Raw genomic sequence first — 21913 nt, forward strand, 5'->3', positions numbered from 1 at the left:
GCGCAAAAGACTGGTCCGGCGCGATATCGGTCGCGCCGGACCATCTCTTCGGAGAGTTATAGGAAGGTCCACGGCATGAACGTCATTAGATCATTCCGCAATCTCGACCGGCACGGCCAACAGCGCGCGCCTGAGGTCATCGAGGAAGAGGTGCGGCAACTTGAACCGCACCTTGCGCGCTTTCGCGAGGATCTGGTCCGGCTCGAAGTCGTTGCCTCGCAGACGAGGGGCAAGACGCGCATCAAAGTCAGCCTGCGCCTGCAACTGCCGTCGGGCGTGATCGCGGCGCGGGAAGAGGGATTCGAGATCGAGCCTGTCCTGCGCAAGGCCTTTGCCGACCTGCGCCACCAGGTCGATCGGCATGTGGCGCGCCTCAAGCACGAGCCTGAATACAAGCGTCCCGCCCGCCGGCGCCGGATCGGCGCCCCGCTGCCGCCCGCGCGGGATGCGGCGGAAGCGGACCGGCGCCAGCTCTTCTTTGACCTGATCGAGGATCATCTCGATACAATCTATGACACCGTCAGGCGCGAGTTGACCTATCTCGAATGCAGCGGATCGGTACCGGAGGGATATCTGAGCGTTCGCGGTCTCTTCGATGCGACGATCCTCAAGGGGCTGGCCCGCTTCGAGGATCGACCTTCGGAGTTTTCCGTCGGCGACTGGCTGAAACGGCTGGCTTTTGAGACCATCGAGGAAGAATCCCGCGCCGCCCGCCGCGCCGTGCCTGAGGATGCCGCCTCCATCGAGGCGGAACCCGAGGCCCCGGCGGAGGATCCGACCGAGGCGGATCAGGCGATGTTCGAGTTCTACCAGCCCGACGAAGTGCTGATGCTGGAGGACCTCATCGCCGACGACGGCGGCACAGACGCCGAGACCGATGTGGATCGTCATAAGATCGCCATGGCACTGCACCGGGCTATCGCAGATCTTGCTCCGGTCGAGCGCCGCGTCCTGTATCGGATGTACCTGGAAGACGCCACGATCGCGGAGACGGCAGAACTTTTCGGCCTGACCGAGACAGAGGTCGCGGAGATCGCAGAAAATGCGGGCGCGACACTACGCGCGAGGCTTGCCGAAGCCGGGTTGGTCAGAGAACCATCAGGCCGCGCGCCCGTCCAACGGGAAATCGCTCACACGCAGCGTCTGCCTCAGCCGATCGAGGATCGCCGCCGCTTGGCCGCCGCCCTAACCGGCGAGGAGGCCGGCTCCGACACCTTACATGGAACTGAATAGGAGATCGACCAATGACCACAGCCTCTGAAAACCCGACCGACAAGATGCAGGACATGCTGTGCAGCCTGTCCCGGAATTGGTGGGCATTCGTGTTACGCGGCGTGCTCGCATTGATCATCGCAGTGCTAGCCTTCGTCATGCCTGCGGAATCGCTTCTGGCGCTCACGCTGGTCTTCGGCGCGTTCGCCTTTGCCGACGGCGTGTTCGGCCTCGTCGCCGCGATACGTAACATCCGCAAGGGCGAACGCTGGGGCTGGCTGATGTTCAGCGGCATTCTGGGCATCGCCACGGGCGTCGTCGTGGTTGTCTCGCCTTTTGTCGCGACGCTTGTGCTTGCGACATTCCTCTGGGCCAGCATCGCCTTCTGGTCCGTGTTCTCGGGTGCCCTCGAGATCGCGGCAGCGATCCGCCTGCGAAAGGAAATCGACGGCGAAATCTGGCTGATCCTAAGCGGCCTTCTCTCGGTCGTTCTCGGTGTCGTCGTGACCTGGATGCTGCTGACGCGCCCGGTCGAAAGCTTCCTCGCGCTCGGCTGGCTGATCGGCTTCTACGCCGCGTTCTTCGGGGTGATGATGATCCTCCTCGGGCTACGGCTTCGCAAGGCGGATCGTTCGGACGGTGCGGCCTTCGATGACGCTCCCCCATCGGCAAAGGCGTGAGGTGCCCTGTGGTGCATGACGGGCGACTTGCCGGCGAGGAGCACGATTTCACCCGATGGGACGAAACGATCTTCGACCGTTGCCTGAGCACGGGCTTCAATCCGTTCGGCAGCGGTCCGACGCCAATCTTCCTGCGGCACCGGGACGCAGAGGCGCCGGACGCCGATGCAAAGCCGTGCATGCCACTTGACACCGAAAATGCGAGGTGCTGATGTCGAACCGCCTGCCTGACTTGGCATTTGCTGGTGCGGCCGCTGCCTTGGGCATCGGAATCCTTTTCGTTTTTCGTTCGATGTATCTTGCCGAAGACATACTGCCTTTCGCGCAGGAGATGACGCTCATCTTCCTCGGCGCTGTCGTGACGATCATTCTGACCGCGGCGCTTCTCAATCGCCAGACCGATCTCGAGCTTCGCAAGGAAGGAAGGGTCATCATCCTCCAGCAGCAATGCGACATTTACATGGCCTGTATCGAGAAGGTCGCAGAGATCGTGGAAACCGCAAGGCACGATGCGAAGCTGATCGATGAACTGCGTGTTCTCAGCCACAAGATGGCTGTGGTCGCGAGTGCAGGGGTCGTGTCCAGCTTCGAGCAGGTACTGGAGAGCTTGCAGTCCGGTTTTGCTGACGGCACGCTCTCGGACGGGGACGGAGAGGGCGTGATGAATGCCGTCGCCGATCTCACGATAGCGATGCGGTCGGACGTCCTGCACGCTGCTGCCTTTCCTTCGCAGAACACCGAACGCGCCGTTCGCCTGAATTCGAGGCGAATGGAAAAACTCGACGATCTCGAACGTCACCTTCTCGTATCCACCGACACCCGGGAGAACTGATATGCGCGGCGATAATCGTCCACCATTCCCGCCGAAAATTCCAGGAACCGATCTGCCATCCTGGGACGTGCCGACGGCAATCATCTACCGTCCTGCCCGTTCCGCGATGACATCGGCGCCTCGGCCCAACTACTGGGTCCTGGAGTTCGAGCCGTCCCGGCCGCCGCAGATCGACCCGCTGATGGGACATACCTCCAGCGACGATCCCTATCGCCCGATCCGGCTGAAATTCCCCGACCGTGATAGCGCCGTGGACTTCGCCGAGCGGCAGGACTGGCGCTATATCGTGCGTGAGGACGCCCCGCGCCGCCCCGCGCCTAACCCCTGGCGGGGAGAGGAGCGGCATCGCCTCTATAACGGCGCCGACGCCCCGAACGCCTTTCGCATACCGTTCCGCCTGGATCGGGGTCGCACGGACCACCCAATCCGGCGCGCAGTCGAGCAGAAAGGCACGGTGGACCTGTCGTCCCAAGAAGAGGCCGAATTCGATCCGGTCCTCGAAGCCTCGCTCGAATCCTTCCCCGCCTCTGATCCTCCGGCGTGGACGGGTGTGACAATTGCAAGAAAGACGACGTGATGACGGCCAGCTGCATGCGCTCGGGGAAATGAGATGTTTCCATGGGCCGATACCGTTGCTCGCAGATACCCCCCCGTGGCCGTCTGGTCAGTCGTCGGGATCAGCCTTCTCGCTTTCCTCTACCAGAGCGGCCTGCCGCCGCGTGCGCTCAACCGGTTCCTGTTCGACTTCGCGCTGGTGCCGTCGCGCGTCTTCGGTCAGCTCCGTCTCATCGCCCCGTCCGATTGGACGCCGTTCCTGACAAACATCTTCCTGCACGGGGGCTGGCTGCATCTCATCTTGAACATGTGGACGCTCTGGATCTTCGGCCCCGCCGTCGAAGATCGGTTCGGACCGGGTAGATTCACACTGTTCTATCTGTTCTGTGGTGTGGCGGCCGGACTGGCTCACGCGCTGGCGAACCCCCACTCAGTCGTTCCCGCGCTTGGCGCATCGGGGGCCATCGCGGGCGTGATCGGTTGCTACCTACCCGCACCGCGGCAGCGAGAGGCCCGCCGCGCCATGTCCACGCGCTGAATGCTTGCATCAGCCGGCCGCCAGGACCGGCTCGTCAACGAAAGGATACAGGATGCCCACGGTCGCTTGCCCGCACTGCAATTCCACCAACAGAGTGCCGCAAGAGCGCCTGACCGATAATCCCAATTGCGGACGCTGCGGCGCGCCCCTCTTTCAAGGCAGGCCCGTCACGCTTACAGCGACTAATTTTGACCGTCATGCGAATGCCGAACTGCCCTTGCTGGTCGATTTCTGGGCCGAGTGGTGCGGGCCATGCAAGATGATGGCGCCCCAGTTCGAGGCGGCGGCGCGCTCGCTCGAACCCCATGTCCGCCTGGGCAAGCTCGACACCGAGGCCGAACAGCAGATTGCCGGCCGCTACGGGATCCGCGGCATTCCCACCATGATCCTGTTCAGGAGCGGGAAGGAAATTGCGAGAACGAGCGGAGCAATGCCTGCCGCGCAGATAGCGCAGTGGGCGCGGTCGCACGTCTAGAGTTTACAGGTATTGGCCTTACCTGCGCCATGCCATCAGGAGAAGAAGGAGAAGAACATGCATGGCGTGACCGGATTTTTTGAAAGTGCGGCCTTGCTGGTCTTTGCCGCGTTCGTGCTCGTGACGATATGTTCACGGATCGGCGTGCCCAGTATCGTCGGTTACATTCTTGCCGGCATAGTCATCGGACCTGCCGGCCTCGGCCTGATTGCTGAGAGCGCTGCCCTGAGCAGCATTGGCGAGATCGGAGTGGTACTCCTGCTGTTCGCGCTTGGCCTGGAATTCTCGTTCGAGAAGCTCGTAACGCTCAGGAAGCATGTCTTCGGTCTTGGAGCCGCGCAGGTTGCAGTCACGACGATAACGGTATCGTTGATAACGAGTCTGATCTTCGATCTCGCGCCCGTCCCCGCAATCCTCATCGGCGGGGCCGTTGCCATGTCATCCACGGCCATGTGCCTCAAGGTGCTCGCAAGCGCGAACGCTCTGGGATCGGCCCAAGGGCGTCTGGCCATTGCAGTGCTTCTGTTTCAAGATTTGGCAGCTGTTGCATTCCTGCTTCTGCACGATTCGATGAGCGGAGCCGCCGAGGGACATGGCGTGATAACGGTCATCGCCAGTTCTACGGCATTGGTTGCAGTTCTGTTCATTGCCCGTGGCCCCCTGCAGGCGCTTGCCCGTTGGGTCGCATCGCGTGGCGATCCGGAACTCGCCCAACTCCTCGCGCTCACTATTGCGCTCGGGTCTGCGATCGTCGCGACCTCCGCCGGTCTTTCTCCGGCACTCGCCGCATTCGCGGCCGGCATGATTATCGGCGAGGGTGACGCGCGCCATGCCGTCGAGAACGAGATCCGGCCCTTCCGCGATTTGTTTGTCGGGATTTTCTTTATCGGCATCGGAACGCAATTGCCACTTTGGATCATTCCTTCTGCATGGCCTGTCGTGCTGATCTGGCTTGTCATTCTTCTTGTGGGCAAGACGCTGATTGTTCTGGTCGTCGCCCGACTATTCGGCGAGTCGCTTCAGACCTCATTGCGCACTGGGATCATCCTGGCCCACGGAGGAGAATTCAGCCTGATGCTGCTGTCGGTTTCTTCGGCATCGGGCATTGTCGCCAACGAGTTCGCCGGCCCCCTCCTTCTTGCGATTGGAGCGAGCATGCTGGCCGGGAGTGTCATGGTCAGATGGGCAGGGCTAAAGGTTTAGTGGGGTCAAGATCAAGATAACTATGTTTCTCAGATCACTGAGAGCACGCCCGCGCCTGATCACGCATGACGCTATAGTCGGAGAGTATTTCGGCTATTGCCGACCTCTCCGGCAACAGATCGAGCTCGTCGGCTGCGCGTGCCTGGAAGTCGCGGCTATACTCGACAACCGGCGGACAGACGGTCGCGACGCGGGAATCAGAAGCGACCGTCGCGCAGGCGGTCAGCGAGATCGTCGTGATCACGAGGACGGCGAGCCGCCGCTTCCAGCATCCGACGTTGGACGTCATTGGCCTTCTCCATGGTTTCAAGGCGTTCGGCGAGGCGTCCCGCTCGCCCCCCGGAGCGCCGAAGCGAAAGCAGGAACAGGAGCACGGCGAACGCGATGGCGCCGTAGCGCAGAGCTACCCGCATGCACGGGCGGGCGGCGAACCGGGTCAGGAGCGCGGTGATCATCGCAGCCCCTTCTTCCAATCGTCGAGCCGAGCGTAGATCGTGACCGCGATGCCGGCGAGCGCCACCGCGATGAACACCCAGCGCAGTGTGTCGAGATACGGCACGAGCGTCAGGATCGCGGTCTGGGTCTCCGCCAGGACGCTCTGAGCCACCTCGACCCCGGCGACACCCAGCGTCGCCACACCGGCTGCGCCGCCGCCCTTCATGGTGCGGCTGTCAGCCAGCACCTCGCGCGCGGGCGGCGTCTCGGCTGCAAATGCCGTCGCCCGGACCGGGAACCGCTCGCCCCACTGGCGCGCGGGCCCGACGTCGACATGGATGAACCCCGAGCGCGGATAGAAGCCGAAGCCGAGGAATCCGACCTCCCGCGCCGCCGCCTCGAAGGCCGCTGGGTCGTGGTTCGCCATGGCGATATCGAAGGCGGCGCCGTCGAGATGCTTCGACCGCGTGGCGCCGCCGACGGCGCGGTTGTGCTCGGGGCTGCGATAGGCGGAACGCACGATCAGCGGCTTGCCCAGCCGGTCGCGCAGCGCCTGCAGCTTGTCGAGCGCGGGCTCGTTGATCAGCAGCTTGCCAGTGCCCCGGCAGGCGATCTCGGCTGGCGAGAAGTTGGGCCAGCGCCAGCTGCTCACGGGGACGTCGCGCCAGTGGTCGTAGAAGGTCGTGGTCATGGGGTTCTCCGAAACGAAAAAAACCCGCCTCGAGGGCGGGTGATTGCGAACTGAGGAATGGGGATGGGGCGCGGCTACGGGCTGCCGCCGAAGATCTTGAGCTTGATGGCGATGCCCGCGAGCAGCGCCAGCATGACGCCGGTTGTGATCATGCGGACGGCCGTCTGCATGGCGGTGCGGCGCACCAGGCGGATGCAGTCGACGAGCGAGCGGAGATCGCGGATGTCGAGCGCGGCCTCGTCGCCGTCGAGACCGACATCGGCGAGCGCGCGCTTCGCGCCTTCCTCTGCGGCCCGGGTCAGGATCGCCTCGAATTCGGCGTCGGGCATGCGGACGAAGCCGTCGGATCGGGGTGGTGTCATCGGGATCCTCCTTCCACTGCTCAGCCGATCTTGCAGCCCCAGAAGGACGTGTGATCGGCGGCGAAGTAGCCGTCCGCGACCCGGAAATACCCCTGCAGTTCGACGGTATCGCCTGCCGTCAACTGCATGCCCAAACCCCTGTAAACGCTGTAGACCTTCTTGATGCTGACATCCCACCCCTCGCGCCTGAGGATCACGTGAACGCGGCGATAGCCGTAACGCACACGGGTTTCGCAGATCTCGCGGATCCGCCGTTTCAGTTCTGCCGGATCGGTGCGGCGGGATTGGTAGTGGTAGCTTGAGCGGTCAAACCGCAGGGCCCCACACGCCCTGCGGATCGAGACCGCCCAGTCTGCGCACATCCCGCGGACCAGTTCACGCGTCCGCTCCGGCTTCAGAGCTTTCGGCGGACAACATCCTGCAACATCTCCCGGTCCAGCGTCAGGTCCGCCACGATGCGCTTCAGGCGCGCGTTCTCATCCTCGAGCTGCTTCAGCCGGCGCATCTCGTCGGGCAGCAAGCCGCTATATTTCTTCTTCCACGCAAAGTAGGTCGACTGCCCGATCCCCGCCTTGCGGCAAATCTCGGCAACAGGCGTGCCTTCCTCGCCCTGCTTCAGGATAAACGCCTTCTGCGCTTCCGTGAACTTCGATGCCTTCATCGTTCTCAACTCCTCGCCCAGCCAAGAAAAGCCTAGCCGAAAACTCCCGCTTCAAACGGTCCAGTTCTCAGGGGGCAGAGCATGGCGTTTGGCTCTACGCGCAGCACGGGTTTCTCCGCATGGAGCAGCGGTCAGCGCCTCTCTGACGCGATGAGGCCAGTGGCCGCCGGCATCCTGCTGTTCGACGCGATCATCCAGAACCCTGATCGGCGGGCGGAGAACCCGAACTGCCTTGTCAGGGGCAACGAGCTGAGGATCATCGACCACGAGCTTGCCTTTGCCCACAGACTGATCCTGTTGTGGCGCGCGCCGTGGGCACTTGGCGGCATGAGGGACTTCGAAACCCCTGGCAGGCATATTTTCGTGCATGAGCTGAAAGGCGCGCCGTTCGACTTCAGCGAGATCAAATATCGCTGGAGCGCCTTGTCGGATGGGCGGCTGCAGGAGTATGAAGGAGCAATCCCCTCGGAGTGGGCAGCAGCCCGCGCCGACATAGATGCTGCGCTGAAGTTGATCGCCGAGGCTAGGGACAACATCGATGCATGCATCGGGGAACTTGGGAGGATACTGGCATGACCGCGAAGGAGCCGTATAGCTACGTCGTTCTGCGATACATTCACGATGTCCTGACGGGCGAGTTCGTGAATGTCGGCTTGGTCATGGTCGTCCCTGGTCGTCCACTTATCCTGACGAAATCTCGCAAGACATTCGGCCGTATAAAGAATGTTTTCCCGGATCTAGACAGTGAGTCCTACAAGCGCGCGATCGAGGCCATCGATCGCGGGATGAAGAGCGTTCAGCGTAGTCTGAAAAGTGAGGGCCTTTTCAAAGGCGACAGGACCGCTGGTGACTATGCGCGGATCGCGCTACCGCTCGACGACAGCTCGTTGCAGTGGTCACCAGTTGGCGCCGGCCTGACTGCTGACCCTCAGAAGACCTTCGATCAGCTCTATCTGCGCTTTGTCTCGAGGTATGACCGACCGTCTGAGCGCCGACGGAGTGATGACGACGTATGGCGTCCCGTCGAGGCGAAGCTCAAGGAACATGGTGTAAACGTTGAGCTGGAGCCCAAGCGGATCCAAGGAAACACGGACGCTGTCGAGTTTCGTCATGCGTGGAAGAACGGGCGCTGGCACGTCTACGAGCCACTTTCATTCGACCTGTCTGACGCGGACAACATCAAGGATAAGGCACGCCGCTGGCTGGGGCACCTTTCAGCCGTCAAGATTGGCACAACCGAGGATGTTCAGGTTCATTTTATAGTGGGGCGTCCTCAGAACACCTCTTTGGAGCCAGCGTACCGGAATGCCGTCGAGATCCTTCGTCAGGTGCCGTTCGACAACAAGGTGTTTGACGAGGACCAGATCGAAGACTTCGTTAATCAGATTGAGGACGAAGTGCGGCACCACGAAGGTCGCACTCTGCAGTAGACCGCGGCCCTCGCGCGCACTCAGTTCGAGGACAGTGGCGTCCTCATGCCAAACGCCAATACGAACAATGATCGTCGCTTGTAGCCGATTATTCCTCAGAGAATCAATAGCTTGAGAGCTGTTCACCGAAAGCGCCGCGGTTAACAGGTCCGGAGAATATCGGCCCGGAGAGAACGAATGCGCGTCCTTCGGGGCGTAGCCCGGTTAACAGCCCCTCCCGCATAACCCTCGAAAACAACGGAAAAATCCGGCTGCGGCCGGACCGGGAGAACGCTTTCGCTAGGGCAAGTGGCGGAGAGGGTGGGATTCGAACCCACGGAACCCTTGCAGGCTCAACGGTTTTCGAGACCGCCCCGTTCGACCACTCCGGCACCTCTCCGCGCTTTTTCGGTGTGGTTCGGCGCATTTAGCGGGCGGGGGGTTGAAGCGCAAGGGGGTTTGCAGCGAAAAATACAGGAATGGCTCGCGAGGGATCATACATGCGGCCAAATGGCTCTCTTGCGGCGGTCCTGGCTGTGTTTCTTGCCCTGTCCGGTGGCGCTGTGATCGCCCAGTCTTCCCAGCAGGGACAGGCTGCGCCCGGCATGTCGGCCGCCCAGACGCAGGTGCTGGCCGAACAGGTCTTTCAGGCCGCGCTCGCCGATCGGCTGGCGGCGGTGATCGCGGCCGAATCGGCCGAGTTCGCGGATCGGATGGCGATTCTCTATCTCAGCGACGGCAGCGGGCCGGATTGGCGGGCCGAGGTGATGCGGATCCACGACCCTGCCCGCGTCTCGGGACTGTTGCTGGGCGCGCTGCAGACCCGGCTGGCCGGCAATCCGGTGGCAGCGGCGCGGTTGCGCGCGCTTCTGGGGCCGACCGGGGTCACGGCGGCCACCGACGGGCGCGGACTGGAACTGGCGGCGCGGATGCAGCTGGCCCGGCCCGCGACCCTCGCCGCAACCGCGCGCCGGCTTGAGGGGGACCTGGCGCGTGGCACGCCGGAACTGGCGGCGATTGCCCGGATCATGCGGCAAGGCGATCCGGTCACCGAGCGGCTGGCGGCGCGGATGAATCGCGATATCGCCTTTGCCCGCGGCTTTGCCGAAGGCGGCGGCTTCGATTTTCCGACCGCGTCGGAGGATGTGGCCGCAGATCTTTGGATGCAGGAACCCGAACTGGTCGCCGAGATCACCGCCCGCAGCGAATTGGCGCTCTATGCCGCTTTCGTGCCGCTCGGCGCCGCCGCCATCGACCATATTGCCACGGCGCGGACCATGCCGCGCGCGCGGGCGGTCTCGGCGATCCTGGCGCTTGCCGAGGGCGACGTTCTGGACCAGCTTGCCGCAGAAAGCGGCCGTGCCGCCGCCAGACGACATGAGGGAAGCCCGCTATGACCGACCGTTCGATCATCCTTGCCGGCCCGCTGGCGACGCCGGCGCTGCTGGATGTGCTCGGCCTGCGCGGCATGGCACTGACGCTGTCGGGCAATCTGTCGGGGGGCGCGGATGCGGGGTTGGGCGGCGACTGGCCGGCCTATCTGTCGGGGGAAGGCCGCATTGCCGCCGTCCGGGTCGCCCAGGTGCCGGAGCTCGACAGCTATCTGGCGGTGATGCGGCTTCAGCCGATCGAGATCGACGGGCAGTCCGTCTGGGGCTTTGGCGCGGGCGGCGGCGAGGACTGGACGGCGGACAGCGCCGGACTGATGGCGCGGGTCGCCTCCAGCCTGCTGGCGCGGCTGGATCACCGCAGCCCGGCCCAGCTTCACGCCCGCCTGCGCCGCATCGCAGAGATTGTCGCGGGCGGCCTGCGCGTTGCGGGCGAGGTCGAGCCGACCGCCTTGCTGCCCGAAGCCGATCCGAAGCGGGTCGAGGTGATTTCGCGCTTCGAACGTTACGGCCGCTATTTTGCGGTCGAGGAAATCAGCCTGCGCCATCGGCTGTATTCCGGCGGCTGGTCTCCGGTGCTGGAGCGCGAGGTGTTCATCTCGGCCGATGCGGCATTGCTTCTGCCTTACGATCCGGTGCTGGACAGCGTCCTGCTGATCAGCCAGTTCCGCATGGGTCCGCTGGCGCGCGGGCAGGCGCAGGCCTGGATGCTGGAACCCGTCGCGGGGCGGATCGACGCGGGCGAGACCCCCGCCGATGCCGCCCGCCGCGAAGCCGTCGAGGAGGCCGGACTGAAGGTCCGGCGGCTTTATCCGCTGCCCGGTCATTACCCGACGCCGGGCGCGAACAGCGAGTTCTTCTATCCCTTCGTGGGCACGGTCGATCTGTCGGGGCGCACGTCGGGGCAGGGCTTCGGGCTGGAGGAGGAGGGCGAGGACATCGCCACCCATATTCTTCCCCGCGCCGAGCTGGTCCGGCTGGCGCTCTCGGGCCAGCTGCAATGCGGTCCGCTGATCATCATGGCGCTGTGGCTGGACCGGGAGGCGGATCGGATCCGTGCCGACCAGATCGAGGGTGGCCAGATCGGCGAGGATCTGGCGGGAAGGTGAGCGCGGGGCGGTCAATTTCCGCCTGCAAAGCCTTGCCGCCATGGCCTGCGCTGCTATTGATCGGGGCTGAACGACAGGAAAGGTCACGATATGGACATCCGCCAAGACCTCGCCGCCGCAATCGGCAATACCCCTCTGATCCGCCTGAAAGGCGCGTCCGAGGCGACGGGATGCGAGATCCTGGGCAAGGCCGAGTTCATGAACCCCGGCCAGTCCGTCAAGGATCGCGCGGCGCTCTATATCATCAAGGATGCCATGGCGCGGGGTGATCTGAAGCCCGGCGGCACCATCGTCGAAGGCACGGCGGGCAATACCGGCATCGGGCTGGCGCTGGTGGGGGCCTCGATGGGGTTCCGCTCGGTCATCGTGATCCCCGAGACGCAGAGCCAGGAAAAGAAGGACATGCTGCGTCTGGCCGGGGCCGAACTGGTGCAGGTGCCGGCCGCGCCCTACAAGAATCCCAACAACTATGTCCGTTATTCCGAACGGCTTGCCAGGGAACTGGCCCGGACCGAACCCAATGGCGCCATCTGGGCCAATCAGTTCGACAATATCGCCAACCGTCAGGCGCATCTGGAAACCACCGGCCCCGAGATCTGGGACCAGACCGACGGCCGCGTCGACGGTTTCATCTGCGCGGTCGGATCTGGCGGCACGCTGGCCGGGGTAGCGATGGCGTTGCGGCCCAAGGGCGTGAAGATCGGCCTCGCCGATCCCGAAGGCGCGGCGCTTTTCAGCTTCTATACCACCGGGGTCTTCGACAGCCCCGGCAGCTCGATCACCGAAGGCATCGGGCAGGGGCGCATCACCGCCAATCTGGAAGGCTTTACCCCTGATTTCAGCTATCGCATCCCCGATGCCGAGGCGCTGGAGGTGTTGTTCGATCTGGCCGAGAACGAGGGTCTGGTGCTGGGCGGATCGTCCGGAATCAACGTCGCGGGGGCGATCCGAATGGCCGGCGACATGGGACCGGGGCACCAGATCGTGACCATCCTGTGCGACGCCGGCAACCGCTATCAGACCAAGCTCTATAACCCGGCCTTCCTGCGCGAGAAGGGCCTGCCCGTCCCCGCCTGGCTGGAGCGCGAGCCGGCGATCCTGCCCGAAGTCTTCGAGGACTGACCCGGCCATGACCCGCCTTTATGCGCTGATCGTCGCGATCTTCATCGCCCTGTCGCTGCCTGCTTTGGCGCAGGACCAGCAGGCCCCGAATTACGACGCGTGGGACAAGGTCGCCGCCCAGACCGAGCAGATTCTGGAAAGCAATCAGGCCAATGAGGCGCGGCTGCAGGCCATACGCGGCGAAATCGTCAAATGGCGCGACCAGTTCAAGTCGCAGGAAGGCGTGAACTCCACCCGGATCACCACGCTGAAGGACCAGATCACCGCGCTGGGGCCGGTCCCCGCCGAAGGCCAGGCCGAGGCCGAGGACGTGGCCGCGCGCCGCAAGGAGCTGAACGACCAGCTGAGCGAATTGCAGGCGCCGGGGCTGAAGGCGGTCGAGGCCTTCGGCCGCGCCGACAGCATCGTCACCCAGATCGACCAGAAAATCCGTGCGCAGCAGGCCAGTGCGCTGGTGCGCAAGACGCCCTCGCCGCTCAATCCGGGCAACTGGACGGTGGCGATGACCGAAGCCGCCAAGGTGGTGAGGAACATCGTAGCCGAGCTGCGTGACAACTGGACCAAGAACGGCGGCATATCCGGCCTGACCCAGGCGCTGCCGGTGATCGCGGCCTTCATGCTGGCGGCGCTGTTCCTGCTGACGCGCGGGCGCCGCTGGATCGGCTCGCTGCCGTCGCGGCTGTCGGCGCGGGCCAGCGACCGGGTGCGCGCGGCCCTGGTCTTCGGGGTGTCGCTGGGCCAGATCCTGATCCCCTTCCTCGGGATGTTGCTGCTGGTCGGCGCGCTCTATTCCACCGGTCTGTTCGGCAATTGGAGCCAGCCTCTGCTGCTGGCCATTCCGGCCGGCGCCATGGCCTATATCAGCGGTATCTGGCTGTGCTGGCAGTTGTTCCCGGAACCCGGCAGCGGCGTCACCCCGGCGCTGCCCCTGTCCGATCGCCAGCGCGCGCAGGCCCGCTTTCGCGCCGAGGTGCTGGCCTTCTGTCTGGCCGTGCATCTGGTCTTCGGGCGCACGATGCTGCCGCTGGCGGGGTTCAACAGTGACGCCGACCGCGATATCGGCGCCATCCCGCAGCGCCTCAGCGAGGCGGCGGCCGGGGTCTGGTATCTGCCGCTGATTCTGATCGCCTGCTTCTACCTGTTCAACCTCGGCAACATCCTGCGCAGGATGCGCGCCTCGGACGTGGCGGGGGTGCCGCAATACCGGATCACGGTGGCGGCGATCCTTGGCGCGGTGGTGCGGCTGATCGCGCTGGTGGTGCCGGTGCTGGCGATGCTGGGCTATGTCACGGCGGCGAATGCGCTGCTGTGGTCGACGGTGCTGACGCTGGGTCTGGCCGGGCTGCTGATCGTGCTGCAGGACTTCATCGGCGATCTTTACGGCCTGGCGGTCGGCAACGGATCGGCGCGCGATTCGCTGATCCCCGGCCTGATCGGCTTTGCGCTGGTGCTGCTGTCGCTGCCCTTCTTCGCGCTGATCTGGGGCGCACGTACCAACGACCTGTCCGAGGCCTGGCTGCGCATCCAGCAGGGGATCACCTTCGGCGGCATCACCCTGTCGCCCATGGGCATCCTGGGCTTCCTGCTGGTCTTCGGCATCGGCTACATGCTGACCCGCTTTGTGCAGGGGGCGTTCCGCAACTCGATCCTGCCGAAGACGACGATGGATGCGGGCGGCCAAAGCGCGGTCATCTCGATCATCGGCTATATCGGGATCGGGTTGGCGGCGATGCTGGCAATCTCGGCCTCGGGGATCAACCTGACCTCGCTGGCGGTGGTTGCAGGTGCGCTTTCGGTCGGGATCGGTTTCGGCCTGCAGCAGGTGGTGTCGAACTTCGTGTCCGGCATCATCCTGCTGATCGAGCGCCCGGTCGCCGTAGGCGACTGGATCGAGGTCGGCGGCAAGCAGGGCATCGTCAAGAAGATGGCCGTGCGCGCGACCCAGATCCAGACCTTCGACCGGACCGAGGTGATCGTTCCCAACTCGGACCTGATCACCCAGCAGGTGACCAACTGGACGCGCGCCAACCTGACCGGCCGGATCATCGTCAAGGTCGGCGTGGCCTATGGCAGCGACACCCGTAAGGTGGAACGCATCCTGCGCGAGATCGCCGAGGATCAGCCCACCATTCTGATCGAGCCACCGCCCGCTGTCCTGCTGGTCAATTTCGGTGCCGACAGCCTGGATTTCGAGATCCGCGCCGTGCTGTCGGACATCAATGGCGGAGTCGGTGTGGGGTCAGAGATCCGCCACCAGATCGCCGAGCGTTTCGCGGCCGAAGGGATCGAGATCCCCTTCGCACAACGCGACCTGTGGTTCCGCAACCCCGAGACGCTGTTCGCCAAGCCGCCCTCGGCCCCCGGAAAGCCGAAATCCGGCGATCCCGCGCAGATCGAGGCCGCGCCCAAGGACAAGCCGCTGCCCACCGCCTTTTCGACGGGCGAACTTCCTTCGGATGTGGAAGGCGATGGGGATGGCGACGGAGACGGAGACGGCGATAATACCTGAGCCATCGCGCGGCGATTGACTTGGTTGCAGTTGCAACTTATTCTCCCCTTCGAACACGAGAGGGGGAGAAGATGACGATTGATGCCCTGCCGCGCGGGATGATCCGCGCCGCCACCGCCAACGGCACCGCCGCGCATGAGGGCTATATGCCCGGTTTCGGCAATGATTTCGAAACCGAAGCCCTTCCGGGCGCGCTGCCGCAAGGGCAGAACTCGCCCCAGAAATGCGCCTATGGCCTCTATGCCGAGCAGCTGTCGGGCACTGCCTTCACTGCGCCGCGTGGCCAGAACGAACGGACCTGGTGTTACCGCATCCGCCCCAGCGTGAAGCATGTCGGGCGCTTCCAGAAGATCGATGTGCCTTACTGGAAGTCCGCCCCGCATGTCCTGCCCGACGTCGTCAGCCTGGGCCAGTATCGCTGGGATCCGGTCCCCCACAGTGAAGGTGAGGCGCTGACCTGGATCACCGGGATGCGCACCATGACCACGGCCGGCGACGTGAATACGCAGGTCGGCATGGCGGCGCATATCTATCTGGTCACCGAGTCCATGGTCGACGAATATTTCTTCAGCGCCGACAGTGAGTTGCTGGTCGTTCCTCAGGAAGGACGGCTGCGCTTCTGCACCGAACTCGGGGTGATCGACCTGGAACCGAAGGAGATCGCGATCATCCCGCGCGGCCTCGTCTACCGGGTCGAAGTGCTGGAGGGGCCGGCGCGCGGCTTTGTCTGCGAGAACTACGGCCAGAAATTCGATCTGCCCGGCCGCGGCCCGATCGGCGCCAACTGTCTGGCCAATCCGCGCGACTTCAAATGCCCGGTCGCCGCCTTCGAAGATCGCGACGCCCAGTCCCGCGTTGTCATCAAATGGTGCGGCCAGTTCCACGAAAGCTTTATTGACCACAGCCCGCTGGACGTGGTCGCGTGGCACGGAAACTATTGCGCATACAAATATGATTTGCGTACATATTCTCCGGTCGGGGCGATCCTGTTCGACCACCCGGACCCGTCGATCTTCACGGTGCTGACCGCGCCTTCCGGGCAGGAGGGCACCGCCAATATCGATTTCGTGCTGTTCCGCGAACGCTGGATGGTCGCCGAACACAGTTTCCGGCCGCCCTGGTATCACAAGAACATCATGTCCGAGATGATGGGCAATATTTACGGCATCTACGATGCCAAGCCGAAGGGCTTCGTGCCCGGTGGCACCAGCCTGCATAACATGATGCTGCCCCACGGTCCCGACCGCAACGCCTTCGAGCACGGCTCGACCGAGCCGATGGTGCCGGCCAAGCAGGACAACACCATGCAGTTCATGTTCGAGACGAGGTTTCCTCAACAACTGACGGAATTTGCTGCGAAAGAAGCTCCTCTGCAGGATGATTACGTCGATTGCTGGGACAGTCTGGAAAAGAAATTCGATGGCACGCCGGAGGTGAAATAGGCGCCCAAACGTCAAAGGCAGGCAAACCCACTTGCCCCCGACGCCGCGCCGGGCTAATCCGGCGCGGTCCCTCGGGGGCGGTTAGCTCAGTTGGTAGAGCGCTTCGTTTACACCGAAGATGTCGGGGGTTCGAGTCCCTCACCGCCCACCAATTACCTTGTTATTCAACGGGTTACGGCGCGTTCCCCTCTGCGGTCCAGCGATGCCTGCGGTCATTTGTTTCAAATGCCCTGCATTACGCCTGCCGGGATTAACGCTTCATCCATCTGAATGGGCTAGCAGTGAGGCGTTATCAGATGAGGTGGATGATGAAACCCGGCTATCTTCTTGGCATGGCGCTGCTGTTGGTGACGGCCTGTGCGCAGACGACGATTCAGCCCATGTCGAAGGACAGTTTCAAGGTTGCGACTCAGGCGGCGCCAGCCTGCGGTCCCAACGGCGCACGCAATGTTGCCTTCAAAAGCGCCTCGATCGAGGTGATCCGCAGGGGATATGACAAGTTTGTCCTCGTTGGCGATGCGAATAATTCGGACTTCTGGTCCGGCGCCCACAAGCAGGACATGGTGGTGCGAGTAATTGCCGAAGGCAGTCCCGAGGCAGCGAATGCGCTCTCCGCCCGCGAACAGCTTGGCAGCGATTGGCGGCAGATCCTTGAAAAGGGGGCGCCCACGACCTGCGGATAACGGCTCGGCTGCCCGGCACCGCGGCCTTCCTTTGGGCGCTGCTCCTGGCGATGGGGGCAGGATCGGCGCAGCGGCACAGGCAACGGGATCGCCTGTTCCGCCGCCGAGGCCCCGGCGCGGTGCACCGCGTCGGTTCCGCTCGACGCGGCGACGATTGACGCAAGCGCGTGCGGGGCGCAGTCTGCTGTTGACGCGTCTCGGGAAGACGGCCATACACCGGATTATCTGAACACGCGTTCAAATAATAGGAGGGCTGCCTTGTTCACGCATGGGATGGAATTCGATCTGGGCGAAGATATCGGCGCGCTGCGCGAGATGGTGCACCGCTTCGCGCAGGAGCGCATCAAGCCGATCGCGGCCGAGGTCGACCGCTCGAACGCGTTCCCGAACGAATTGTGGCGCGAACTGGGCGAGCTGGGCCTGCTGGGCATCACCGTGCCCGAGGAATATGGCGGATCGGGCATGGGCTATCTGGCCCACACCATCGCGACCGAGGAGATCGCGCGGGCTTCGGCTTCGGTCAGCCTGTCCTACGGGGCGCATTCGAACCTCTGCGTGAACCAGCTGAAGCTGAACGGCTCGGAGGCGCAGAAGCAGAAATACCTGCCGAAACTGTGCTCGGGCGAGCATATCGGCGCGCTGGCGATGTCCGAGGAGGGCGCCGGTTCGGACGTGGTCGGCATGAAGCTGCGGGCGGAAAAGCGCAATGGCTATTACGTGCTGAACGGGTCGAAATACTGGATCACCAACGGACCGGACGCCGATACGCTGGTGGTCTATGCCAAGACCGACCCCGAGGCCGGATCGAAGGGCATCACTGCCTTCATCGTAGAAAAGGGCATGAAGGGCTTCACCCAGGGACCACATTTCGACAAGGTCGGGATGCGCGGGTCCAACACGGGCGAGCTGATCTTCGACAATTGCGAAGTGCCGTTCGAAAACGTGCTGGGCCAGGAAGGCAAGGGCGTCCGCGTGCTGATGTCGGGCCTCGATTACGAACGTCTGGTGCTGTCGGGCATCGGCACCGGGATCATGGCCGCCTGTCTGGACGAGGTCGTCCCCTACAGCCGCGACCGCAAGCAGTTCGGTCAGGCGATCGGGAATTTCCAGCTGATGCAGGCCAAGATCGCCGATATGTATGTCGCCATGAACACCGCCAAGGCTTACGTCTATGAGGTCGCCAAGGCCTGCGACGCGGGCAAGGTGACGCGGCAGGATGCCGCGGGGGCAGTGCTTTACGCTTCCGAACAGGCGATGGTGCAGGCCCATCAGGCGGTGCAGGCGCTGGGCGGCGCGGGCTTCCTGAATGACAGTGTGGTCAGCCGCCTGTTCCGCGACGCCAAGCTGATGGAGATCGGGGCCGGCACCAGCGAGATCCGCCGGATGCTGATCGGCCGCGAGCTGATGGCGGGTGCATGATGCGCGTTTTTGCCCTTCTGCTGCTGTTCGCCGCACCTGCCTCCGCGCAGGATATCACCTATGATCCGGCCCTGCTGACCGGCTGTCTGCAGGCCAATGCGGCCAAGCCCGACAGCTGCATCGGTGCAGCCTCGAAGGTCTGTCTTGACAGCGAGGGCGGCAGTTCGACCGTGGGCACGGTGTCCTGCCTCGCGGCCGAGAATGCGCAATGGGACGCATTGCTGAACACCGCCTATGAGGCGGTGATGGCCGATGCCGAAGCCACAGATGCCGAGATGAAGGAACTGGGCAGCGCTGCCGCGCCGCAGGTCCCGGCGCTGCGCGAGATGCAGCGCAGCTGGATCGCCTTCCGCGATGCGGCCTGCGGATATGAGGCCACGCGCTGGGGCGGCGGCAGCGGCGCCGGTCCCGCCGCGACCGGCTGCGCGATGGAGCTGACGGCCCGGCAGGCGCTGCGGCTGCAGGCTTACGCCGATCAGCAGCGCTGAACGGGGCGGGCAGGTGGCTTGCGCATCCATCCATTCCCGCCCGCGCCCGGCGGGGCATCGGGGGGGGCATGATGGTCCCCGCAAGCTGGCCGCGGCGGAGCGGACGCGTTCTTTGCCACAGCTGCGCGCGAATGGCTGGACCGGCCGCCCTGGCGGCCGGTCCGCAGGCCCGAAGGCCGGCTCAGAACTTGCGGATATAGGACATGCCGATGACGGTCGGGTCGACCTCGACCTTGCCGATCTTCTTGCCGTTCAGCTCGACATCGGAATTGATGTCGATCCAGCGGAGATCGGCGCGGATTGCGGATGTGTCGGTGACCCAGTAATCGGCGCCCAGATGCGCGGCGATACCCCAGCTGTTCTTCACCCGCAGATCGTTCCCGGCCAGCGGCCCCTTGGCGTCGGCGTCCCAGAAGCCGGCGAAGTTCACGCCCAGACCGACGAAGGGCTTCAACTGCGGCGTCGCGTCGAAGTGATATTGCAGCGAGACGACCGGCGGCAATTGCTTGACGGTGCCGATCTCGGTGCCGTTCGACCGGATCGTATGCTTGAAGGGCAGCGCGCCCAGCACCTCGACACCGAGATTGTCGCGGATGAAATATTCGAAGGTCACGGTCGGGCGGGTGCTGTCGCCGATATCGGTCGGCACGGTGCCCCCGGCCAGCGTCCCGTTATCGGATTTGGGCCTCACATTGGCGATGCCGAGACCCAGCGTCCATTCCCCTTGCGCTTGCGCCAGCGCAGGCGTGGAAAAGGCCAGTCCCTGGGCGATCATCGCGGCGGCGATCAGCAAATGGCGTGTCATGGCGGTCCTTTCGTCTTGGTTGTCGAGGTGGCGATAGGCTTTTGCGAAGGCCACGCCCTTGATCTGCGTCAATCGGTGCGTCGCCGAGGTTCTGCTGCGTCAACATGGCGCGGCCCACTGCATGCGGATGCCGCCATGACGCGCCCGAGAAGCGCGGCGGCGCGGCGCTGCCGGCGGGGTGGGGATGCCGCGCCTCGCAGACGGACTGTTATCGAGATTTCGGCCGATGGCCTTCCTGCCGCGCAATGGGCGCGGATCGGGGGCGCGGACGAGGCAGGAAAGGATAAGGAATGAAACTGAAATCTGCTGCCATCCCGTCCTCCGAGGCATTCCGCACCAATCGCGCGGCGCATCTGGATCTGCTGGCGACCGCCCGCGCCGCCGCCGATGCGGTGCTGGCCGGCGGCGGTGAAAAGGCCATGGAGCGTCACACCTCGCGCGGCAAGATGCCGCCGCGTGAGCGGGTTGCGAACCTGCTCGATCCCGGCTCGCCCTTCCTCGAAATCGGGGCGACGGCGGCTCACGGCATGTATGACGGCGATGCGCCGGGTGCGGGGATCATCGCGGGCGTCGGCCGCGTGCATGGTCAGGACGTGATGGTCGTTGCCAATGACGCGACCGTCAAGGGCGGCACCTATTACCCGATGACGGTGAAAAAGCACCTTCGCGCGCAGGAGATCGCCGAACAGTGCAACCTGCCCTGCATCTATCTGGTCGATTCGGGCGGGGCGAACCTGCCCAATCAGGACGAGGTTTTCCCTGACCGCGAGCATTTCGGCCGCATCTTCTTCAATCAGGCCAATATGTCGGCGAAAGGCATCCCGCAGATCGCGGTGGTGATGGGGTCCAGCACGGCGGGCGGGGCCTACGTTCCGGCCATGTCCGATGTCTCGATCATCGTACGGGGTCAGGGCACAATCTTTCTGGCCGGGCCGCCCCTGGTGCGGGCGGCGACGGGGGAGGTGGTCAGTTCCGAAGATCTCGGCGGCGGCGATGTGCACACGCGGCTGTCGGGTGTGGCCGATTATCTGGCCGAGGATGACGCCCATGCGCTGGCTTTGGCGCGGCGCGCGGTTCAGCAACTGAACCGCCGCCTGCCGCAGACCGTGGTCTGGCAGTCGCCCGAAGCCCCGGCCTATGACCCCGAGGAAATTCTGGGCGTGGTGCCGGGCGATCTGCGCACGCCCTATGACATCCGTGAGGTGATCGCGCGGACCGTCGACGGCTCGCGTTTCGACGAGTTCAAGGCGCGTTACGGCGAGACGCTGGTGACGGGTTTCGCCCATATCGAGGGCTGCCCGGTCGGCATCGTCGCCAATAACGGCGTGCTGTTTTCGGAAAGCGCGATCAAGGGGGCGCATTTCATCGAACTTTGCAGTCAGCGCAATATCCCGCTGATTTTCCTGCAGAATATCACCGGCTTCATGGTCGGGCGGAAATACGAGAACGAAGGCATCGCGCGCCACGGCGCCAAGATGGTGACGGCGGTGGCGACGACGCAGGTGCCGAAGATCACCATGCTGGTCGGCGGGTCGTTCGGCGCCGGCAACTATGGCATGGCCGGGCGCGCCTATTCGCCCCGCTTCCTGTGGACCTGGCCGAACAGCCGGATCAGCGTCATGGGCGGCGAGCAGGCGGCGGGCGTTCTGGCCACCGTGCGCCGCGACGGGATCGAGCGGAAGGGCGGCACCTGGTCGGCCGAGGAGGAGGCCGAATTCAAACGCCCCACCATCGAGATGTTCGACCGCCAGTCGCATCCGCTTTACGCCTCGGCCCGGCTTTGGGACGACGGCATCGTCGATCCGAGGAAGACCCGCGAGGTGCTGTCGCTGTCGCTGCGCGCCAGCCTGAACGCCCCGATCGAGCCGACGCGCTTCGGCGTGTTCAGGATGTGA

The 21913-nt window shown here is 64.2% G+C and carries 22 protein-coding genes, 2 tRNA genes and 1 pseudogene; 19 read left to right on the forward strand and 6 right to left on the reverse strand.

Features of this window, described 5'->3' with window-relative positions; translation table 11 throughout:
- The first annotated feature begins 75 nt into the window (after window positions 1-75).
- From H1S04_RS11320 to H1S04_RS11350, 7 genes are all read left to right on the forward strand, one after another.
- Window positions 76-1233, forward strand: coding sequence for a sigma factor-like helix-turn-helix DNA-binding protein (locus H1S04_RS11320; protein WP_181745699.1), 1158 nt, complete (start codon window positions 76-78; stop codon window positions 1231-1233).
- An 11-nt stretch (window positions 1234-1244) separates the two neighbouring features.
- Window positions 1245-1892 carry an HdeD family acid-resistance protein gene (locus tag H1S04_RS11325; RefSeq protein WP_038146996.1) on the forward strand — a complete coding sequence of 216 codons (648 nt, stop codon included), beginning with the start codon at window positions 1245-1247 and terminating at the stop codon, window positions 1890-1892.
- Between the two features lie 211 nt (window positions 1893-2103).
- Entirely contained in the window at window positions 2104-2724 is a 621-nt protein-coding gene (locus tag H1S04_RS11330; protein ID WP_181745784.1) for a hypothetical protein, read from the forward strand.
- 1 nt (window position 2725) lies between these two features.
- The gene (locus H1S04_RS11335; RefSeq protein ID WP_181745700.1) at window positions 2726-3301 is read left to right on the forward strand and encodes an NADH dehydrogenase ubiquinone Fe-S protein 4; all 576 of its coding nucleotides are present in this window, start codon (window positions 2726-2728) and stop codon (window positions 3299-3301) included.
- Window positions 3302-3376: 75 nt separating this feature from the next.
- Window positions 3377-3817, forward strand: a complete 441-nt coding sequence (locus H1S04_RS11340; RefSeq protein ID WP_298945166.1) for a rhomboid family intramembrane serine protease — start codon at window positions 3377-3379, stop codon at window positions 3815-3817.
- A 52-nt stretch (window positions 3818-3869) separates the two neighbouring features.
- Window positions 3870-4292, forward strand: coding sequence for a thioredoxin TrxC (trxC, locus tag H1S04_RS11345; protein ID WP_181745701.1), 423 nt, complete (start codon window positions 3870-3872; stop codon window positions 4290-4292).
- Window positions 4293-4349: 57 nt separating this feature from the next.
- Window positions 4350-5495 carry a cation:proton antiporter gene (locus tag H1S04_RS11350; RefSeq protein ID WP_181745702.1) on the forward strand — a complete coding sequence of 382 codons (1146 nt, stop codon included), beginning with the start codon at window positions 4350-4352 and terminating at the stop codon, window positions 5493-5495.
- Between the two features lie 197 nt (window positions 5496-5692).
- On the opposite strand, the gene H1S04_RS11355 is transcribed toward H1S04_RS11350, so the two are convergent.
- The 4 genes and pseudogenes from H1S04_RS11355 to H1S04_RS11370 all read right to left on the reverse strand — a co-directional run.
- A complete protein-coding gene (locus H1S04_RS11355) occupies window positions 5693-5950 on the reverse strand; it encodes a hypothetical protein (RefSeq protein ID WP_181745703.1) in 258 nt (85 codons plus the stop codon).
- The gene (locus H1S04_RS11360; RefSeq protein ID WP_123194502.1) at window positions 5947-6621 is read right to left on the reverse strand and encodes a D-Ala-D-Ala carboxypeptidase family metallohydrolase; all 675 of its coding nucleotides are present in this window, start codon (window positions 6619-6621) and stop codon (window positions 5947-5949) included. The genes H1S04_RS11355 and H1S04_RS11360 overlap by 4 nt, the downstream gene beginning before the upstream one ends.
- A 74-nt stretch (window positions 6622-6695) precedes the next feature.
- Window positions 6696-6983, reverse strand: coding sequence for a DUF6127 family protein (locus H1S04_RS11365; RefSeq protein ID WP_068282935.1), 288 nt, complete (start codon window positions 6981-6983; stop codon window positions 6696-6698).
- Window positions 6984-7102: 119 nt separating this feature from the next.
- Window positions 7103-7644 (reverse strand): annotated as a pseudogene (locus H1S04_RS11370) (transposase); the annotation flags it as partial.
- An 81-nt stretch (window positions 7645-7725) separates the two neighbouring features.
- Between H1S04_RS11370 and H1S04_RS11375 the strand changes: the two are divergent.
- Together H1S04_RS11375 and H1S04_RS11380 are read left to right on the forward strand one after the other, a co-directional pair.
- Window positions 7726-8220 (forward strand): HipA family kinase, encoded by a 495-nt coding sequence (locus H1S04_RS11375; RefSeq protein WP_181745704.1) that lies wholly within the window; start codon window positions 7726-7728, stop codon window positions 8218-8220.
- Window positions 8217-9074: a DUF3037 domain-containing protein gene (locus tag H1S04_RS11380; RefSeq protein ID WP_181745705.1), complete on the forward strand. Its 858-nt coding sequence runs from the start codon at window positions 8217-8219 to the stop codon at window positions 9072-9074. Before H1S04_RS11375 ends, H1S04_RS11380 begins: the two co-directional genes overlap by 4 nt.
- A 289-nt stretch (window positions 9075-9363) precedes the next feature.
- Here H1S04_RS11380 and H1S04_RS11385 read toward each other — a convergent pair.
- Window positions 9364-9453: transfer RNA gene (locus H1S04_RS11385), tRNA-Ser, on the reverse strand.
- Between the two features lie 136 nt (window positions 9454-9589).
- Between H1S04_RS11385 and H1S04_RS11390 the strand changes: the two genes are divergently transcribed.
- The 9 genes from H1S04_RS11390 to H1S04_RS11430 all read left to right on the forward strand — a co-directional run bounded on the left by H1S04_RS11390 (window position 9590) and on the right by H1S04_RS11430 (window position 19213).
- A complete protein-coding gene (locus tag H1S04_RS11390) occupies window positions 9590-10450 on the forward strand; it encodes a hypothetical protein (protein WP_220185205.1) in 861 nt (286 codons plus the stop codon).
- Entirely contained in the window at window positions 10447-11550 is a 1104-nt protein-coding gene (locus H1S04_RS11395; RefSeq protein WP_181745707.1) for an NUDIX domain-containing protein, read from the forward strand. Before H1S04_RS11390 ends, H1S04_RS11395 begins: the two co-directional genes overlap by 4 nt.
- A gap of 90 nt (window positions 11551-11640) precedes the next feature.
- Window positions 11641-12672, forward strand: coding sequence for a cysteine synthase A (locus H1S04_RS11400; RefSeq protein WP_181745708.1), 1032 nt, complete (start codon window positions 11641-11643; stop codon window positions 12670-12672).
- 7 nt (window positions 12673-12679) lie between these two features.
- Complete coding sequence (locus tag H1S04_RS11405) at window positions 12680-15181, forward strand: DUF3772 domain-containing protein (protein WP_181745709.1); 2502 nt, start codon at window positions 12680-12682, stop codon at window positions 15179-15181.
- A gap of 71 nt (window positions 15182-15252) precedes the next feature.
- Complete coding sequence (gene hmgA, locus H1S04_RS11410; RefSeq protein WP_181745710.1) at window positions 15253-16623, forward strand: homogentisate 1,2-dioxygenase; 1371 nt, start codon at window positions 15253-15255, stop codon at window positions 16621-16623.
- A 75-nt stretch (window positions 16624-16698) separates the two neighbouring features.
- Window positions 16699-16774 (forward strand) — tRNA-Val (locus tag H1S04_RS11415).
- A gap of 157 nt (window positions 16775-16931) precedes the next feature.
- Complete coding sequence (locus H1S04_RS11420) at window positions 16932-17306, forward strand: hypothetical protein (protein WP_255435588.1); 375 nt, start codon at window positions 16932-16934, stop codon at window positions 17304-17306.
- Between the two features lie 273 nt (window positions 17307-17579).
- The gene (locus H1S04_RS11425; protein WP_220185206.1) at window positions 17580-18725 is read left to right on the forward strand and encodes an isovaleryl-CoA dehydrogenase; all 1146 of its coding nucleotides are present in this window, start codon (window positions 17580-17582) and stop codon (window positions 18723-18725) included.
- The gene (locus H1S04_RS11430; protein ID WP_181745712.1) at window positions 18725-19213 is read left to right on the forward strand and encodes a lysozyme inhibitor LprI family protein; all 489 of its coding nucleotides are present in this window, start codon (window positions 18725-18727) and stop codon (window positions 19211-19213) included. Before H1S04_RS11425 ends, H1S04_RS11430 begins: the two co-directional genes overlap by 1 nt.
- Window positions 19214-19394: 181 nt before the next feature.
- Here H1S04_RS11430 and H1S04_RS11435 read toward each other — a convergent pair whose 3' ends face one another.
- Window positions 19395-20018, reverse strand: a complete 624-nt coding sequence (locus tag H1S04_RS11435; RefSeq protein ID WP_181745713.1) for an OmpW family protein — start codon at window positions 20016-20018, stop codon at window positions 19395-19397.
- Window positions 20019-20308: 290 nt separating this feature from the next.
- Here H1S04_RS11435 and H1S04_RS11440 point away from each other — a divergent pair, with 290 nt between their 5' ends.
- Complete coding sequence (locus H1S04_RS11440) at window positions 20309-21913, forward strand: carboxyl transferase domain-containing protein (RefSeq protein WP_181745714.1); 1605 nt, start codon at window positions 20309-20311, stop codon at window positions 21911-21913.

Origin of the sequence: Paracoccus sp. S1E-3 (assembly GCF_013868135.1) — a bacterium.
Classification (GTDB): domain Bacteria; phylum Pseudomonadota; class Alphaproteobacteria; order Rhodobacterales; family Rhodobacteraceae; genus Paracoccus.

Excerpts from the sequence above, each read along its gene's own strand:
- H1S04_RS11320 (WP_181745699.1), top strand. The coding sequence starts at position 76 with ATGAACGTCATTAGATCATTCCGCAATCTCGACCGGCACGGCCAACAG.
- H1S04_RS11325 (WP_038146996.1), top strand. The coding sequence starts at position 1,245 with ATGACCACAGCCTCTGAAAACCCGACCGACAAGATGCAGGACATGCTG.
- H1S04_RS11330 (WP_181745784.1), top strand. The coding sequence starts at position 2,104 with ATGTCGAACCGCCTGCCTGACTTGGCATTTGCTGGTGCGGCCGCTGCC.
- H1S04_RS11335 (WP_181745700.1), top strand. The coding sequence starts at position 2,726 with ATGCGCGGCGATAATCGTCCACCATTCCCGCCGAAAATTCCAGGAACC.
- trxC (WP_181745701.1), top strand. The coding sequence starts at position 3,870 with ATGCCCACGGTCGCTTGCCCGCACTGCAATTCCACCAACAGAGTGCCG.
- H1S04_RS11350 (WP_181745702.1), top strand. The coding sequence starts at position 4,350 with ATGCATGGCGTGACCGGATTTTTTGAAAGTGCGGCCTTGCTGGTCTTT.
- H1S04_RS11355 (WP_181745703.1), bottom strand. The coding sequence starts at position 5,950 with ATGATCACCGCGCTCCTGACCCGGTTCGCCGCCCGCCCGTGCATGCGG.
- H1S04_RS11360 (WP_123194502.1), bottom strand. The coding sequence starts at position 6,621 with ATGACCACGACCTTCTACGACCACTGGCGCGACGTCCCCGTGAGCAGC.
- H1S04_RS11365 (WP_068282935.1), bottom strand. The coding sequence starts at position 6,983 with ATGACACCACCCCGATCCGACGGCTTCGTCCGCATGCCCGACGCCGAA.
- H1S04_RS11375 (WP_181745704.1), top strand. The coding sequence starts at position 7,726 with ATGGCGTTTGGCTCTACGCGCAGCACGGGTTTCTCCGCATGGAGCAGC.
- H1S04_RS11380 (WP_181745705.1), top strand. The coding sequence starts at position 8,217 with ATGACCGCGAAGGAGCCGTATAGCTACGTCGTTCTGCGATACATTCAC.
- H1S04_RS11395 (WP_181745707.1), top strand. The coding sequence starts at position 10,447 with ATGACCGACCGTTCGATCATCCTTGCCGGCCCGCTGGCGACGCCGGCG.
- H1S04_RS11400 (WP_181745708.1), top strand. The coding sequence starts at position 11,641 with ATGGACATCCGCCAAGACCTCGCCGCCGCAATCGGCAATACCCCTCTG.
- H1S04_RS11405 (WP_181745709.1), top strand. The coding sequence starts at position 12,680 with ATGACCCGCCTTTATGCGCTGATCGTCGCGATCTTCATCGCCCTGTCG.
- hmgA (WP_181745710.1), top strand. The coding sequence starts at position 15,253 with ATGACGATTGATGCCCTGCCGCGCGGGATGATCCGCGCCGCCACCGCC.
- H1S04_RS11420 (WP_255435588.1), top strand. The coding sequence starts at position 16,932 with ATGAAACCCGGCTATCTTCTTGGCATGGCGCTGCTGTTGGTGACGGCC.
- H1S04_RS11425 (WP_220185206.1), top strand. The coding sequence starts at position 17,580 with ATGGAATTCGATCTGGGCGAAGATATCGGCGCGCTGCGCGAGATGGTG.
- H1S04_RS11430 (WP_181745712.1), top strand. The coding sequence starts at position 18,725 with ATGCGCGTTTTTGCCCTTCTGCTGCTGTTCGCCGCACCTGCCTCCGCG.
- H1S04_RS11435 (WP_181745713.1), bottom strand. The coding sequence starts at position 20,018 with ATGACACGCCATTTGCTGATCGCCGCCGCGATGATCGCCCAGGGACTG.
- H1S04_RS11440 (WP_181745714.1), top strand. The coding sequence starts at position 20,309 with ATGAAACTGAAATCTGCTGCCATCCCGTCCTCCGAGGCATTCCGCACC.